The 13,971-nt window shown below is 59.2% G+C and carries 15 protein-coding genes; 11 read left to right on the top strand and 4 right to left on the bottom strand.

What is annotated here, in order from left to right; all coding sequences use genetic code 11:
* Positions 1-117: 117 nt before the first annotated feature.
* On the top strand, positions 118-606 hold the full coding sequence (locus tag NPS46_RS21720) for a TIGR00645 family protein (RefSeq protein ID WP_274110866.1): 489 nt from the start codon (positions 118-120) through the stop codon (positions 604-606).
* Positions 607-767: 161 nt separating this feature from the next.
* Positions 768-1,385 carry an FKBP-type peptidyl-prolyl cis-trans isomerase gene (locus NPS46_RS21715; protein WP_274110864.1) on the top strand — a complete coding sequence of 206 codons (618 nt, stop codon included), beginning with the start codon at positions 768-770 and terminating at the stop codon, positions 1,383-1,385.
* A gap of 109 nt (positions 1,386-1,494) precedes the next feature.
* Here the strand turns inward: NPS46_RS21715 and NPS46_RS21710 are convergent, their stop codons facing one another.
* The 3 genes from NPS46_RS21710 to NPS46_RS21700 all read right to left on the bottom strand — a co-directional run bounded on the left by NPS46_RS21710 (position 1,495) and on the right by NPS46_RS21700 (position 3,369).
* A complete protein-coding gene (locus NPS46_RS21710) occupies positions 1,495-1,752 on the bottom strand; it encodes a hypothetical protein (RefSeq protein WP_274110862.1) in 258 nt (85 codons plus the stop codon).
* A gap of 182 nt (positions 1,753-1,934) precedes the next feature.
* Positions 1,935-2,276, bottom strand: a complete 342-nt coding sequence (locus NPS46_RS21705) for a zinc ribbon domain-containing protein YjdM (protein WP_274110860.1) — start codon at positions 2,274-2,276, stop codon at positions 1,935-1,937.
* A 124-nt stretch (positions 2,277-2,400) separates the two neighbouring features.
* Complete coding sequence (locus NPS46_RS21700) at positions 2,401-3,369, bottom strand: polyprenyl synthetase family protein (protein WP_274110858.1); 969 nt, start codon at positions 3,367-3,369, stop codon at positions 2,401-2,403.
* Positions 3,370-3,632: 263 nt separating this feature from the next.
* Between NPS46_RS21700 and rplU the strand changes: the two genes are divergently transcribed.
* From rplU to NPS46_RS21675, 5 genes are all read left to right on the top strand, one after another.
* Positions 3,633-3,947, top strand: a complete 315-nt coding sequence (gene rplU, locus NPS46_RS21695; protein WP_007950961.1) for a 50S ribosomal protein L21 — start codon at positions 3,633-3,635, stop codon at positions 3,945-3,947.
* Positions 3,948-3,981: 34 nt separating this feature from the next.
* Positions 3,982-4,239 (top strand): 50S ribosomal protein L27, encoded by a 258-nt coding sequence (gene rpmA, locus NPS46_RS21690; protein ID WP_003205738.1) that lies wholly within the window; start codon positions 3,982-3,984, stop codon positions 4,237-4,239.
* A gap of 194 nt (positions 4,240-4,433) precedes the next feature.
* Positions 4,434-5,657, top strand: a complete 1,224-nt coding sequence (gene cgtA / locus NPS46_RS21685) for an Obg family GTPase CgtA (protein ID WP_274110856.1) — start codon at positions 4,434-4,436, stop codon at positions 5,655-5,657.
* Between the two features lie 116 nt (positions 5,658-5,773).
* A complete protein-coding gene (gene proB / locus NPS46_RS21680; RefSeq protein ID WP_274111109.1) occupies positions 5,774-6,892 on the top strand; it encodes a glutamate 5-kinase in 1,119 nt (372 codons plus the stop codon).
* Between the two features lie 18 nt (positions 6,893-6,910).
* A complete protein-coding gene (locus NPS46_RS21675; RefSeq protein ID WP_274110854.1) occupies positions 6,911-7,375 on the top strand; it encodes a CreA family protein in 465 nt (154 codons plus the stop codon).
* A 113-nt stretch (positions 7,376-7,488) separates the two neighbouring features.
* On the opposite strand, the gene rpsT is transcribed toward NPS46_RS21675, so the two are convergent.
* Positions 7,489-7,767 carry a 30S ribosomal protein S20 gene (gene rpsT / locus NPS46_RS21670; protein ID WP_259104846.1) on the bottom strand — a complete coding sequence of 93 codons (279 nt, stop codon included), beginning with the start codon at positions 7,765-7,767 and terminating at the stop codon, positions 7,489-7,491.
* A gap of 251 nt (positions 7,768-8,018) precedes the next feature.
* Here rpsT and murJ point away from each other — a divergent pair, with 251 nt between their 5' ends.
* The 4 genes from murJ (at position 8,019) to lspA (ending at position 13,964) form a co-directional block, all read left to right on the top strand.
* Complete coding sequence (gene murJ, locus NPS46_RS21665; protein WP_274110851.1) at positions 8,019-9,557, top strand: murein biosynthesis integral membrane protein MurJ; 1,539 nt, start codon at positions 8,019-8,021, stop codon at positions 9,555-9,557.
* A gap of 117 nt (positions 9,558-9,674) precedes the next feature.
* The gene (ribF, locus tag NPS46_RS21660) at positions 9,675-10,625 is read left to right on the top strand and encodes a bifunctional riboflavin kinase/FAD synthetase (protein WP_274110849.1); all 951 of its coding nucleotides are present in this window, start codon (positions 9,675-9,677) and stop codon (positions 10,623-10,625) included.
* The gene (ileS, locus tag NPS46_RS21655; protein WP_274110847.1) at positions 10,622-13,453 is read left to right on the top strand and encodes an isoleucine--tRNA ligase; all 2,832 of its coding nucleotides are present in this window, start codon (positions 10,622-10,624) and stop codon (positions 13,451-13,453) included. Before ribF ends, ileS begins: the two co-directional genes overlap by 4 nt.
* Positions 13,446-13,964, top strand: a complete 519-nt coding sequence (lspA, locus tag NPS46_RS21650; protein WP_274110845.1) for a signal peptidase II — start codon at positions 13,446-13,448, stop codon at positions 13,962-13,964. Before ileS ends, lspA begins: the two co-directional genes overlap by 8 nt.
* Positions 13,965-13,971 lie beyond the last annotated feature (7 nt).

The raw sequence follows: 13,971 nt of genomic DNA, 5'->3' as shown, positions 1-13,971 counted from the left end.
GTTTTTCCGTCCCGAAATCAATTGGCCTCCTGCGACACTAGCACTGGTATCGGGTTTTTTCCCTTGGGTTTACCACTGGTATACTCGCCGCCATTTTCCGCCCTTCTGTGAGATGCAATGGAACGTTTTATCGAAAATGCGATGTACGCCTCGCGCTGGTTGCTGGCGCCTATCTACTTTGGCCTGTCATTGGGGCTTCTGGCCCTGGCGCTGAAGTTTTTCCAGGAAGTGCTCCACGTTATCCCCAACGTCTTTGCCATGGCCGAGTCGGATCTGATCCTGGTACTGCTGTCGCTGATCGACATGGCACTGGTCGGCGGGTTGCTGGTGATGGTGATGATTTCCGGCTACGAAAACTTCGTCTCTCAGCTCGATATTGATGAAGACAAGGAAAAGCTCAGCTGGCTGGGCAAGATGGACTCCTCGTCGCTGAAAATGAAAGTAGCCGCTTCCATCGTTGCGATCTCCTCGATCCATCTGCTGCGGGTCTTCATGGATGCGAAGAACATCGAGCCGCAATACCTGATGTGGTACGTGATCATCCATATGACGTTCGTGGTTTCGGCCTTTGCCATGGGTTACCTGGACAAGCTGACCAAGCACTGACGCCTAACGCCCCGGTGCGCCCGCCGTGCCAGGCGGGCTGCGCGCTTGCGATTCTGTCTGACAAAGCTTCTATGCTAGTCTGCTCGCCCTTTTTGGTTCTGGGCGGCTAGAAGGCTGTCGTTTACGCACGATAGTTTGTCGCCCCACAGCGGAGCAGCACGATGTCCGAAGTAAACCTGTCCACCGACGAAACCCGCGTCAGCTACGGCATTGGCCGTCAGCTGGGTGACCAGCTGCGTGACAACCCGCCACCGGGCGTCAACCTGGACGCGATCCTGGCAGGCCTGACTGATGCCTTCAATGGCAAGGAAAGCCGCGTCGGCCAGGAAGAAATGTCCGCGAGCTTCAAGGTTATCCGTGAAATCATGCAAGCCGAAGCCGCTGCCAAGGCTGAAGCTGCGGCAGGCGCTGGCCTGGCTTTCCTGGCTGACAACGCCAAGCGTGAAGGCATCACCACTCTGGCTTCCGGCCTGCAGTTCGAAGTGCTGACCGCTGGCGAAGGCGCCAAGCCATCGCGTGAAGACAGTGTGCGCACTCACTACCACGGCACGCTGATCGACGGCACTGTGTTCGACAGCTCGTACGAGCGTGGCCAGCCGGCTGAATTCCCGGTAGGCGGCGTGATTGCTGGCTGGACTGAAGCCCTGCAACTGATGAACGCCGGTAGCAAATGGCGTCTGTATGTGCCGAGCGAACTGGCTTACGGTGCTCAGGGTGTTGGTAGCATTCCGCCGCACAGCGTACTGGTATTCGACGTCGAGCTGCTCGACGTTCTGTAATGCTTGAGGCCTTGTAGGAGCGAGACGCGCCAGGCTCGCAAGAGCAGCGCTGTCGGTCGTCTTGACCGGCGTGTCGGCGCGCTCGCTTCTACAGGGTGTTGTGGCTCCCTCATACCTGAAGTTTTGAATTCAGCTCCCCCACCGGACGCAATGCCCGGGCATAGCAGAAAAGAAACAGGTTACGCACCAACTCCTTGAGGACCAGGGGTTCGCTGGAGCTCAGGCTGCTGACATCCAGATCGCCTTGATCCTGTAGCTCGTTGAGTGCTTCTTCTTCCAATACCGCACAGACTTCCCCGGTTTCGCGATGCAGGATGCGCAAGTACGGGTGTGGCCGGTCCAGCCAGGCATCGATCAAATACGTCATGGGTTTGCTCTCCTTGATGGGGTTTCAATGAGAATAATTCTTATTCAAAGAATAGCAAGTGCCTATTGGCGGATTTGGCATTTTTCTGTGTGGGATTTGCTTGCGGTCAACCTGACTGGCGTTTTGCTACTGCGCTGTTGACTGGGTGCATCCCGCGCAGAGCGCGCGGGATGGCGGGGGAATCAGACTTTGCGGACGAACTCGGATTTGAGTTTCATCGGGCCGATACCGTCGATCTTGCAATCGATATCGTGGTCGCCATCGCACAGGCGGATGTTCTTGACCTTGGTGCCGACCTTGACCACCAGGGACGTGCCCTTGACCTTCAGGTCCTTGATCACGGTGATGGTATCGCCGTCCTGCAGCACATTACCGACAGAGTCTTTCTTCACGGTGTCGTCGCTGACGGCTTCTGCTTCGCCAGTGGCAGACCACTCGTGGGCGCACTCCGGGCAGATCAGCTGAGCGCCGTCTTCGTAGGTGTATTCGGAATTGCATTTCGGGCAGGGTGGCAACGTGCTCACTAAAGCTCCTCGGTTTTGGGAAGGCTAAAAGCGCACATTATATAGGGTTTTAAGCCCGCTGGGCGCGGGCTTGAATGACAAGCTACTGGGGCTTGAGGTGTGCAACCTGAAGCGTGCTGCTGCCTTAATGCGTTCTGGCGACTGCGAACTCGCTCAGTTCCACCAGCGCATCGCGATATTCGCTCGGCGGCAGGGCTTCCAGGCAGGCAATGGCGCGGGCAACGTAGTCGCGGGCCAGTTGAGCGGTGTAGTCCAGGGAGCCGGACGCTTCAACGGCGGCGCGAATGCTTTCCAGGTCTTCGATCCCGCCTTTCTGGATCGCCTGGCGAACCAGTGCCGCTTGTTCGGCAGTGCCTTCACGCATGGTGTAGATCAGCGGCAGGGTCGGCTTGCCTTCGGCCAGGTCATCGCCGACGTTCTTGCCCAGGGTCTCGGCGTCGCCGCGGTAGTCAAGCAGGTCGTCAACCAGCTGGAAGGCGACCCCCAGGTGATCGCCAAAGGTGCGCAGGGCCTCGGCCTGTTCCGGCGTGGCGCCGCACAGGGCCGCGGCGCTGTGGGTCGAGGCCTCGAAGAGCATCGCGGTCTTGCCGCGGATGACTTCCATATAGGTCTCTTCGGTGGTGCTCGCGTCGCGGACCTTGGACAATTGCAGGACTTCGCCTTCGGCGATGATGCGCGTGGCCTGGGAAAGGATCTTCATCACGGGCATGGAGCCCAGTTCGACCATCATTTCAAAGGAGCGCGAGTACAGGAAGTCGCCAACCAGAACGCTGGGCGCATTGCCCCACATGGCATTGGCTGTGGAGCGGCCGCGGCGCATACCGGACATGTCGACAACGTCGTCATGCAGCAGCGTGGCGGTGTGCAGGAACTCGATGGTCGCGGCCAGCAGGCGCAGATCATCGCCTTCGCGGCCCAGGGCCTTGCCACACAGCAGGACAAGAAGCGGGCGCAGGCGTTTGCCACCGGCCGAGGTAATGTAGTCGCCGATTTTCGAGACTAGCGGCACGCGCGACGTCAGTTGTTTCTTGATGATGTCGTCGACGGCGCTAAAATCGTCCGCCACCGCGCGGTAGAAAGCTTGGGGTTGCATCAGCGACAGGTGCTCCAGAAGGATTGCGCGGCATGCTAGGTGCCAGGTATGTGCCTGTCAAGGTAAGTGGCCGCCGGCCGGGCGAGGCTACCGGGCGGCACTTGCATCGCCCGTAGGCCTTGCGTACAATCGCGCACCCTGAACTTCCTGGGCAGCACCTGCCTTACGCAATTGCACTTGGGCCGTTCCAGCCCCATGCAGCCATGCCAGCCAATACCTTTACCTATAAAGCGCTGGGTGAGCAGGATTATCGGAGAAATACCATGTCTTATGCAGTAATCGTTACTGGTGGCAAGCAATACAAGGTCGCCCCGGGTGAATACCTGAAGATCGAAAAACTGGAAGTCGCTACCGGCGAATCCGTTACCTTTGATCGCGTTCTGTTGGTTGCCAATGGCGACGACGTGAATATCGGCGCTCCAGTTGTTGCTGGTGCTACCGTTGTGGCTGAAGTGATCTCCCAAGGTCGTCACGATAAAGTCCGCATCATCAAGTTCCGTCGCCGTAAGCACCACATGAAGCGTATGGGCCACCGCCAGTGGTACACCGAGATCAAAATCACCGGTATTCAGGCGTAATTTCAGCCTAATTCCTCACTAGGAGAATTGACTCATGGCACACAAAAAAGCTGGTGGTAGTACCCGTAACGGTCGCGACTCAGAAGCCAAACGCCTTGGCGTGAAGATGTATGGCGGCCAGGCTATCAAAGCGGGCAACATCATCGTGCGTCAGCGCGGCACCCAATTCCACGCCGGTTATGGCGTTGGCATGGGTAAAGATCACACTCTCTTCGCTAAAGTCGAAGGCGTGATCAAGTTTGAAGTAAAAGGCGCCTTCGGTCGTCGTTACGTGAGCGTTATCGCGGCTTAATCGCGAGAGTGCTGGAGAAGCCCTGTCTTGCGACGGGGCTTTTTCGTTTGTGGGGTGAGTCTCTTGCAAAGCTGTTTGTATGGGCTGCTGGCGCTGGAATTTTCGGTCGTTGATTGAGGTCGCTGCGCTCATCTTTGCAAGAGTCTTATGTCTTGGTTTCTTTCGGCTCGTCCCGGTGACGAGAGGCGTATGTTATGAAGTTTGTTGATGAAGTATCGATCCGCGTAAAAGCAGGCGACGGCGGTAATGGTTGCATGAGTTTCCGTCGGGAAAAATTTATCGAGAACGGTGGTCCGAACGGTGGTGATGGTGGTGACGGCGGTTCGATCTACATGATCGCCGACGAAAACCTGAACACCCTGGTGGACTACCGCTACACCCGCCACTTCGATGCCGAGCGCGGTTCCAACGGTGGCAGCACCGATTGCACCGGCAAGAAAGGTGAGGAGTTGGTGTTGCGTGTACCGGTTGGTACTACGGTTATCGATGCCAGCACTCAGGAAGTCATTGGTGACCTGACCAAGGCCGGCCAGCGTTTGCTGGTGGCCAGTGGTGGTTGGCACGGTCTGGGTAATACCCGATTCAAGTCCAGCACCAACCGCGCGCCGCGCCAGACCACGCCGGGTAAGCCGGGCGAGCAGCGTGATCTCAAGCTGGAGCTGAAGGTGCTGGCGGACGTGGGCCTGTTGGGCTTGCCGAACGCGGGTAAAAGTACCTTTATCCGTTCGGTGTCTGCCGCCAAGCCGAAGGTTGCGGATTATCCGTTCACCACGTTGGTGCCGAACCTGGGTGTGGTCAGTGTTGATCGCTGGAAAAGCTTCGTGATCGCTGATATTCCGGGGCTGATCGAGGGTGCTTCGGATGGTGCGGGCCTGGGGATTCGCTTTCTCAAGCACTTGGCGCGGACCCGCCTGCTGTTGCATCTCGTCGATATGGCGCCCCTGGATGAAACCAGCGCGGCAGATGCGGCTGAAGTCATTGTCAGTGAGTTGACCAAGTTCAGTCCGTCCCTGGCTGAGCGTGATCGCTGGCTGGTGCTGAACAAGTGCGACCAGATTCTTGAAGAAGAGCATGAGGAGCGGGTCAAGGAGATTGTCGATCGCCTGGAGTGGACCGGTCCGGTCTATGTGATTTCGGCCATCGCGAAGGAAGGGACCGAAAGGCTCTGCCGCGACATCATGAACTACCTTGAAGAGCGTGCAGATCGTCTGGCCAATGACCCGGCCTACGCCGATGAGTTGCGTGATCTCGATCAGCGTATCGAAGACGAGGCGCGCGCCCAGCTGCAGGCCCTGGATGACCAGCGTGCCCTGCGCCGCAGTGGCGTCAAGAGCGTCCATGACATCGGCGACGATGACTGGGATGAAGAAGATGTCGATGATGAGGATGGTCCGGAAATCATTTACGTCCGCGACTGATTCATTGGGTAAACTACAACGCCGCTCATCGAAGCGGCGTTTTAGTATCTGGTAATCAAGAATAATCGCACGGGTGGCGCTCGGTCGCGCTGCTCGCAGATATAGGTTGGATGATGATGCGAAGCAAGGTGACGGGTGCGCAGCGTTGGGTCGTGAAGATCGGCAGCGCACTGCTGACGGCGGACGGCAAGGGTCTGGACCGGGCGGCAATGGGTGTCTGGGTCGAGCAGATGGTGGCCCTGCATGAGGCGGGTGTCGAGCTGGTGCTGGTGTCCTCCGGGGCGGTAGCGGCAGGCATGAGTCGCCTGGGCTGGACGGCACGACCGAGTGCCATGCATGAGTTGCAGGCGGCCGCGGCCATTGGCCAGATGGGGTTGGTGCAGGCCTGGGAGTCGAGCTTTGCCGAGCATGGCCGGCATACCGCGCAGATCTTGCTGACCCATGATGATCTGTCTGATCGCAAGCGTTACCTGAATGCGCGCAGCACCTTGCGCGCGCTGGTTGATCTCAAGGTGATTCCGGTCATCAACGAGAATGACACCGTGGTCACCGACGAAATTCGCTTTGGTGACAACGATACGCTGGCGGCACTGGTGGCCAATCTGGTCGAGGCTGATCTGCTGGTGATCCTGACCGACCGTGACGGTATGTTCGATGCTGATCCGCGCAATAACCCCGATGCTCAACTGATCTATGAGGCCCGTGCCGATGATCCTGCCCTGGATGCGGTGGCGGGTGGCACTGGCGGTGCGCTGGGGCGTGGCGGCATGCAGACCAAGTTGCGTGCGGCGCGCCTGGCGGCGCGTTCCGGGGCGCACACTATTATCGTGGGTGGGCGTCTGGAGCGTGTGCTGGATCGGCTCAAGGCTGGCGAGCGCCTGGGGACGCTGTTGTCACCGGAGCGCGGCATGCTGGCCGCTCGCAAGCAGTGGCTGGCTGGGCATTTGCAAACGCGTGGCACCCTGGTGCTGGATGCGGGGGCGGTGACGGCGTTGTCCCAGGGTAATAAAAGCCTGCTGCCGGTGGGGGTGAAGGTCGTCCAGGGCAGTTTCCGTCGGGGTGAGATGGTGGTGTGCGTCGCTCCGGACGGTCGCGAGATTGCGCGTGGGCTGGCTAACTACAGCGCCCTTGAGGCGCAGAAAATCATCGGGCAGTCGTCGGATGCGATTGTCGGGTTGCTGGGTTATATGGCGGAGCCCGAGTTGGTTCATCGCGATAACCTGATTCTGGTTTGATTGTTGAGGAATATGGAAATGGGTTTGGCAAAGGGAATGATCGGCTTGTTGTTGCTGATGCCGCTGGTGGCGGCGGCTGAGGAAATCGGTCGAGTGTCCACGGTGTTCAAGTTCGTCGGGCCGAATGATCGAATTGTTGTCGAGGCATTCGATGATCCCAAGGTCGAGGGTGTGACCTGCTATCTGTCGCGTGCCAAGACGGGTGGGGTGAAGGGTGGTCTGGGCTTGGCTGAAGATCGTGCCGAGGCGTCCATTGCTTGCCGTCAGGTCGGGCCGATTCGCTTCAGTGGGGAATTGAAGGATGGCGATGAGGTGTTCAAGGAGCGCACTTCGCTGGTGTTTAAGACCATGCAGGTCGTGCGTTTTCTCGACAAGAAGCGCAATACCCTGGTTTATCTGGTGTATAGCGATCGCCTGATCGAGGGTAGTCCGCAGAATGCGGTGACCGCGATCCCGATTCTGCCCTGGCCGCAGAATCAGTGATGGCCTGAGTTCGTTCCTGGCCCCTGCAGGTTTTGCACGGCTTGCGGGGGAGGGGTTGAATCGCAGGCAATAAAAAGCCGACCCTTGGGTCGGCTTTTTAACAAGCTTATCGCTTAGGCTGCAGCAGCAAGGTTCAGAGCCTTGATGTGGCCATTCAAGCGACCTTTATGGCGAGCAGCTTTGTTCTTGTGGATGATGCCTTTATCGGCCATACGGTCGAGAACAGGCACTGCCAGAACATAAGCAGCTTGCGCTTTTTCAGCGTCTTTTGCGTCGATAGCCTTAACTACGTTCTTGATGTAGGTACGGACCATGGAACGCAGGCTGGCGTTGTGGCTGCGACGCTTCTCAGCCTGTTTTGCACGTTTTTTGGCGGAAGGTGTGTTGGCCACCGTCGAGCTCCTCGAAAGACTTTTTGGGAAATAGCAAACAAAATAGGCCGCGAATCATGCCGATGAGTTGAAGTCTTGTCAAGGGCGGGTGATGCGTTCCGCTGAGTGGTAGATGTGGAACGCCAGGAGATTTCTTTCCGGCGTGCGACCTGTAAACTCGCGAGGTTTGGCTCTGTGCTGTTGCGGCGCGGAGTATCGCATATGTGGGCGCTTTGTTCGCCTGCTCTTTATCTACAGGCAAAACTCTTTTCATGAACCTGCTCAAGTCATTGGCTGCCGTCAGCTCTATCACCATGGTTTCCCGGGTTCTGGGGTTTGTTCGCGATACCATCATCGCCCGCACCTTTGGTGCCGGCATGGCGACCGACGCCTTCTTCATTGCCTTTAAATTGCCCAACCTGCTGCGGCGGATCTTCGCCGAAGGTGCGTTCTCCCAGGCCTTCGTGCCGATCCTTGCGGAATACAAGAGCCAACAGGGCGAGGAGGCGACGCGGACTTTTGTTGCCTATGTCAGTGGCTTGCTGACGCTGGTGCTGGCGGTGGTCACCCTCCTGGGCATGCTCGCGGCACCGTGGGTGATCTGGCTGACGGCCCCCGGCTTTACCGATACCCCCGAGAAGTTCACCCTGACCGCCGATCTGCTGCGGGTGACCTTCCCTTATATATTGCTGATTTCGCTGTCCTCCCTGGCAGGGGCGATCCTCAATACCTGGAACCGCTTCTCGGTCCCGGCCTTTGTGCCGACCCTGCTCAATGTGAGCATGATCATCTTTGCTCTGTTTCTGACGCCCTATTTCGATCCTCCCGTAATGGCCCTGGGCTGGGCAGTGCTGGCTGGCGGTCTGGCGCAACTGCTGTACCAACTGCCGCACCTGAAGAAAATCGGCATGTTGGTACTGCCCCGCCTGAACCTGCGCGACAGTGGTGTCTGGCGGGTGATGAAGCAGATGCTGCCAGCGATTCTCGGGGTGTCGGTCAGTCAGATTTCGTTGATCATCAACACCATCTTTGCCTCGTTCCTGGTGGCCGGCTCGGTTTCCTGGATGTACTACGCCGATCGGCTGATGGAGTTGCCATCCGGGGTGCTGGGTGTGGCGCTCGGGACAATCCTGCTGCCGATCCTGTCCAAGACCTACTCCAACAAGGATCGCCACGAGTATTCGCGGATCCTCGACTGGGGGTTGCGGTTGTGCTTTTTGCTGGCGCTGCCTTGCGCCCTGGCGTTGGCCATTCTCTCTGAGCCGTTGACGGTCTCGTTGTTCCAGTACGGCCAGTTCAGTGCCTTTGATGCCAGCATGACCCAGCGCGCCTTGATCGCTTATTCGCTGGGCCTGCTCGCGATCATTCTGATCAAGGTGCTGGCACCGGGTTTCTATGCTCAGCAAAACATCCGCACGCCAGTCAAGATTGCGGTTTTCACGCTGATCGTCACGCAACTGTTCAACCTGGCCTTTATCGGGCCCTTGCAGCATGCCGGCCTGGCCCTGGCTATCAGTGCGGGGGCTTGTATCAATGCCGGCCTGCTGTTCTGGCAACTGCGCCGACAGAAGCTGTTCCAGGCCCAGCCCGGCTGGGCGATGTACCTGTTGAAGTTGTTGCTCGCGGTAGCGGTGATGTCCGCGGTATTGCTGGGGTTGATGCAACTGATGCCGGCCTGGGATCAGGGGCATATGCTCGAACGTTTCCTGCGATTGGGGGCTCTGGTGGCGGCCGGTGTCGTGGCTTATTTCGGTATGCTGCTGGCAATGGGCTTTCGTTTGCGGCATTTCCACCGCAAGTCGCTGCTTTGAGTTGAACTCGGGTCAGGCGTCGGTTTTATCGCGCCGCGCGTTTTGCGTTGCGCTGTTGCCTGTCGTACAGGCCCGGGTGTGGTTATAATCGCCCACTTTATGAGCAAGAAGCGCGTTATGCAGCTGGTTCGAGGCCTCCACAATCTGCGCCCCCAGCATCGGGGCTGTGTCGCCACTATTGGCAACTTTGACGGTGTTCACCGTGGCCACCAGGCAATCCTGGCGCGGCTGCGCGAGCGAGCGCTGGAGTTGGGTGTGCCCAGCTGTGTGGTGATTTTCGAGCCCCAGCCTCGCGAGTTCTTCAGCCCCGAGACCGCCCCGGCACGTATTGCGCGTCTGCGCGACAAGCTCGAGCTGCTGGCGGGCGAGGGCGTCGACCGGGTGTTGTGCCTGGCTTTCAACCAGCGGCTGAGAAAACTCAGTGCCAGCGAGTTCGTCGACACGATCCTGGTCGACGGCTTGGGTGTTCAACATCTGGAGGTCGGTGACGATTTTCGGTTTGGCTGTGACCGCCTGGGCGACTTCGACTTCCTGCAACAAGCGGGTGTCAGCCAGGGGTTTACCGTCGAGGCTGCGCAAACCGTGGAACTTGATAGCTTGCGTGTCAGTAGCACACAGATCCGCAACGCTCTGGCTGCCGGCGACTTTTCCCTGGCCGAGCGTTTGCTCGGGCGTCCGTTCCGGATCACCGGGCGGGTACTGCATGGGCAGAAGCTGGCGCGACAACTGGGTACGCCAACGGCCAATATCCAGCTCAAGCGCCGCCGCGTGCCATTGACCGGGGTTTACCTGGTCAGTGTCGAGATCGATGGCCAGGCATGGGCGGGCGTTGCCAATATCGGTGTGCGGCCCACAGTCGCCGGCGATGGCCGTGCCCACCTGGAAGTGCACCTGCTGGATTTTACCGGTGATTTGTATGACCGGCGTTTGACGGTGGTTTTCCACCAAAAGCTGCGCGAAGAGCAGCGATTCGCCTCCCTGGAGGCGCTCAAGACGGCGATCAATGCGGACGTCGCCGCCGCCCGTGCCCATTGGCAGGGTTCACCGCTTAAAAAGAGCCTGAAATGACCGACTACAAAGCCACGCTTAACCTCCCGGACACCGCCTTCCCAATGAAGGCCGGCCTGCCACAGCGCGAACCGCAGATTCTGCAGCGCTGGGACAGCATTGGCCTGTACGGGAAGTTGCGCGAGATTGGCAAGGATCGTCCGAAGTTCGTTCTTCACGATGGTCCGCCCTATGCCAACGGCACGATTCATATCGGTCATGCGCTGAACAAGATCCTCAAGGACATGATCGTGCGCTCCAAGACCCTCGCCGGCTTCGATGCGCCTTACGTGCCGGGCTGGGACTGTCATGGGTTGCCGATCGAGCACAAGGTTGAAGTGACCCACGGCAAGAACCTGGGCGCAGACAAGACCCGTGAGCTGTGCCGCGCCTACGCGACCGAGCAGATCGAAGGCCAGAAGTCCGAGTTCATCCGTCTGGGTGTACTGGGCGACTTTGCCAACCCGTACAAGACCATGGACTTTAAAAACGAAGCCGGTGAAATTCGTGCTTTGGCTGAAATCGTCAAAGGCGGTTTCGTGTTTAAAGGCCTCAAGCCTGTGAACTGGTGTTTCGACTGCGGCTCGGCCCTGGCTGAAGCGGAAGTGGAGTATCAGGACAAGAAATCGGCGGCCATCGACGTAGCTTTCCCGATTGCCGACGAGGCCAAGCTGGCCGCGGCCTTTGGCCTGAGCGCATTGAGCAAGCCGGCCTCGATCGTGATCTGGACCACCACCCCGTGGACCATCCCGGCCAACCAGGCGCTCAACGTGCACCCCGAATTCACCTACGCGCTGGTTGATGTAGGCGACAAGCTGTTGGTGCTGGCTGAGGAACTGGTCGAGTCGAGCCTGGCGCGCTACAACCTGCAGGGTTCGGTGATTGCCACCGCGGCCGGTGCGGCGCTTGAGCTGATCAACTTCCGCCATCCGTTCTACGAGCGTCTGTCGCCGGTTTATCTGGCCGAGTACGTTGAGCTGGGCGCCGGCACGGGTGTGGTTCACTCCGCCCCGGCTTATGGCGTCGACGACTTCGTGACCTGCAAAGCCTATGGCATGGTCAACGATGACATTATCAATCCGGTGCAGAGCAACGGCGTGTACGTGCCGTCGCTGGAGTTCTTCGGTGGCCAGTTCATCTGGAAGGCCAACCAGAACATCATCGACAAGCTGACCGAAGTCGGCTCGCTGATGTTCACCGAAACCATCAGCCACAGCTACATGCACTGCTGGCGCCACAAGACCCCGCTGATCTACCGCGCCACTGCGCAGTGGTTTATCGGTATGGACAAGGAGCCGACGGCCGGCGATACCCTGCGCACCCGTGCGATCAAGGCCATCGAAGACACCCAGTTCGTTCCAGCCTGGGGGCAGGCCCGTTTGCACGCGATGATCGCCAATCGTCCGGACTGGTGCATCTCGCGTCAGCGTAACTGGGGCGTGCCGATCCCGTTCTTCCTGAACAAGGAAAGCGGCGAGTTGCACCCGCGCACCGTCGAAATGATGGAGGAAGTGGCCAAGCGGGTTGAAGTGGAAGGCATCGAGGCCTGGTTCAAGCTGGACGCCGCCGAGCTGCTGGGCGACGAAGCGCCGCTCTACGACAAAATCACCGATACGCTGGACGTCTGGTTCGACTCGGGGACTACGCATTGGCATGTCCTGCGCGGCTCCCACCCGATGGGGCACGAGACCGGCCCGCGTGCCGACCTGTACCTGGAAGGTTCGGACCAGCACCGTGGCTGGTTCCATTCTTCGTTGCTGACCGGTTGCGCCATCGACAATCACGCGCCGTACCGCGAACTGCTGACCCACGGTTTCACCGTTGATGAAGCCGGGCGCAAAATGTCCAAGTCCCTGGGCAATGTGATTGCACCGCAGAAGGTTAACGACACCCTGGGCGCCGATATCATGCGTCTGTGGGTCGCTTCGACAGACTATTCGGGCGAGATCGCGGTTTCTGACCAGATCCTGCAACGCAGTGCGGACGCCTACCGGCGTATCCGTAACACCGCACGCTTCCTGCTCTCGAACCTGACAGGCTTCAATCCGGCCACCGATATCCTGCCGGCTGAAGAAATGCTGGCGCTGGACCGTTGGGCCGTTGACCGTGCCTTGCTGCTGCAGCGTGAGCTGGAGCTGCACTATGGCGAATACCGTTTCTGGAACGTGTACTCCAAGGTGCACAACTTCTGCGTGCAGGAGCTGGGCGGCTTCTACCTCGACATCATCAAGGACCGTCAGTACACCACGGGCGCCAACAGCAAGGCGCGTCGCTCGTGCCAGACCGCGCTGTTCCATATCTCCGAAGCCCTGGTGCGCTGGATCGCGCCGATCCTGGCGTTCACAGCCGACGAATTGTGGCAGTACCTGCCGGGCGAGCGTAACGAGTCGGTCATGCTCAATACCTGGTATGAAGGCCTGAGCGAGATGCCGCAAGGCACCGAGATGGATCGCGCCTACTGGGAGCGGATCATGGCGGTCAAGGTGGCGGTGAACAAGGAAATGGAAAACCTGCGCGCGGCCAAGGCCATTGGTGGCAACCTGCAGGCGCAAGTCACCCTGTTCGCCGAAGATGCCCTGGCTGAGGACCTGTCCAAGCTGAGCAATGAATTGCGTTTCGTGCTGATCACCTCTACCGCAAGCGTGGCAGCCTTCTCGCTGGCACCTGTGGATGCGGTGGTCACCGAGGTGGCGGGCCTCAAGCTCAAGGTCGTCAAATCGTCCCATGCCAAGTGCGCCCGTTGCTGGCACTGCCGTGAAGACGTCGGCGTGAATCCGCAGCATCCGGAAATCTGTGGCCGTTGCGTCGACAATATCAGCGGTGAAGGTGAGGTGCGTCACTATGCCTAACGCCAGTGCGGCTGGCCGTTTTGGCCGTTTGAGCTGGCTCTGGCTGAGCGTGCTGGTCCTGGTCATCGACCAGGCCAGCAAGTTCTATTTCGAGAGCTCGCTGACGATGTACCAGCAAATCGTGGTGATCCCCGATTACTTCAGTTGGACGCTGGCCTACAACACCGGCGCGGCCTTCAGCTTCCTGGCTGAAGGGGGAGGCTGGCAGCGCTGGCTGTTCGCCCTGATCGCGGTGGTGGTCAGTGCCGTGCTGGTGGTCTGGCTCAAGCGCCTGGGCCGCAACGAAACCTGGTTGGCCATCGCCCTGGCGCTGGTACTCGGTGGCGCCCTGGGCAATCTTTACGACCGCATCGCCCTGGGCCATGTGATCGACTTTATTCTGGTGCATTGGCAGAACCGCTGGTATTTCCCGGCCTTCAACGTGGCCGACAGCGCCATCTGCGTGGGCGCGGTGATGCTGGCACTGGATATGTTCAAAAGTAAAACGTCCGGAGAGTCCGTTCATGACTGAACAGTTA

This window comes from Pseudomonas putida, assembly GCF_028682395.1.
Taxonomy (GTDB): domain Bacteria; phylum Pseudomonadota; class Gammaproteobacteria; order Pseudomonadales; family Pseudomonadaceae; genus Aquipseudomonas; species Aquipseudomonas putida_AB.
This window is presented reverse-complemented; position numbering and strand designations above follow the sequence as displayed.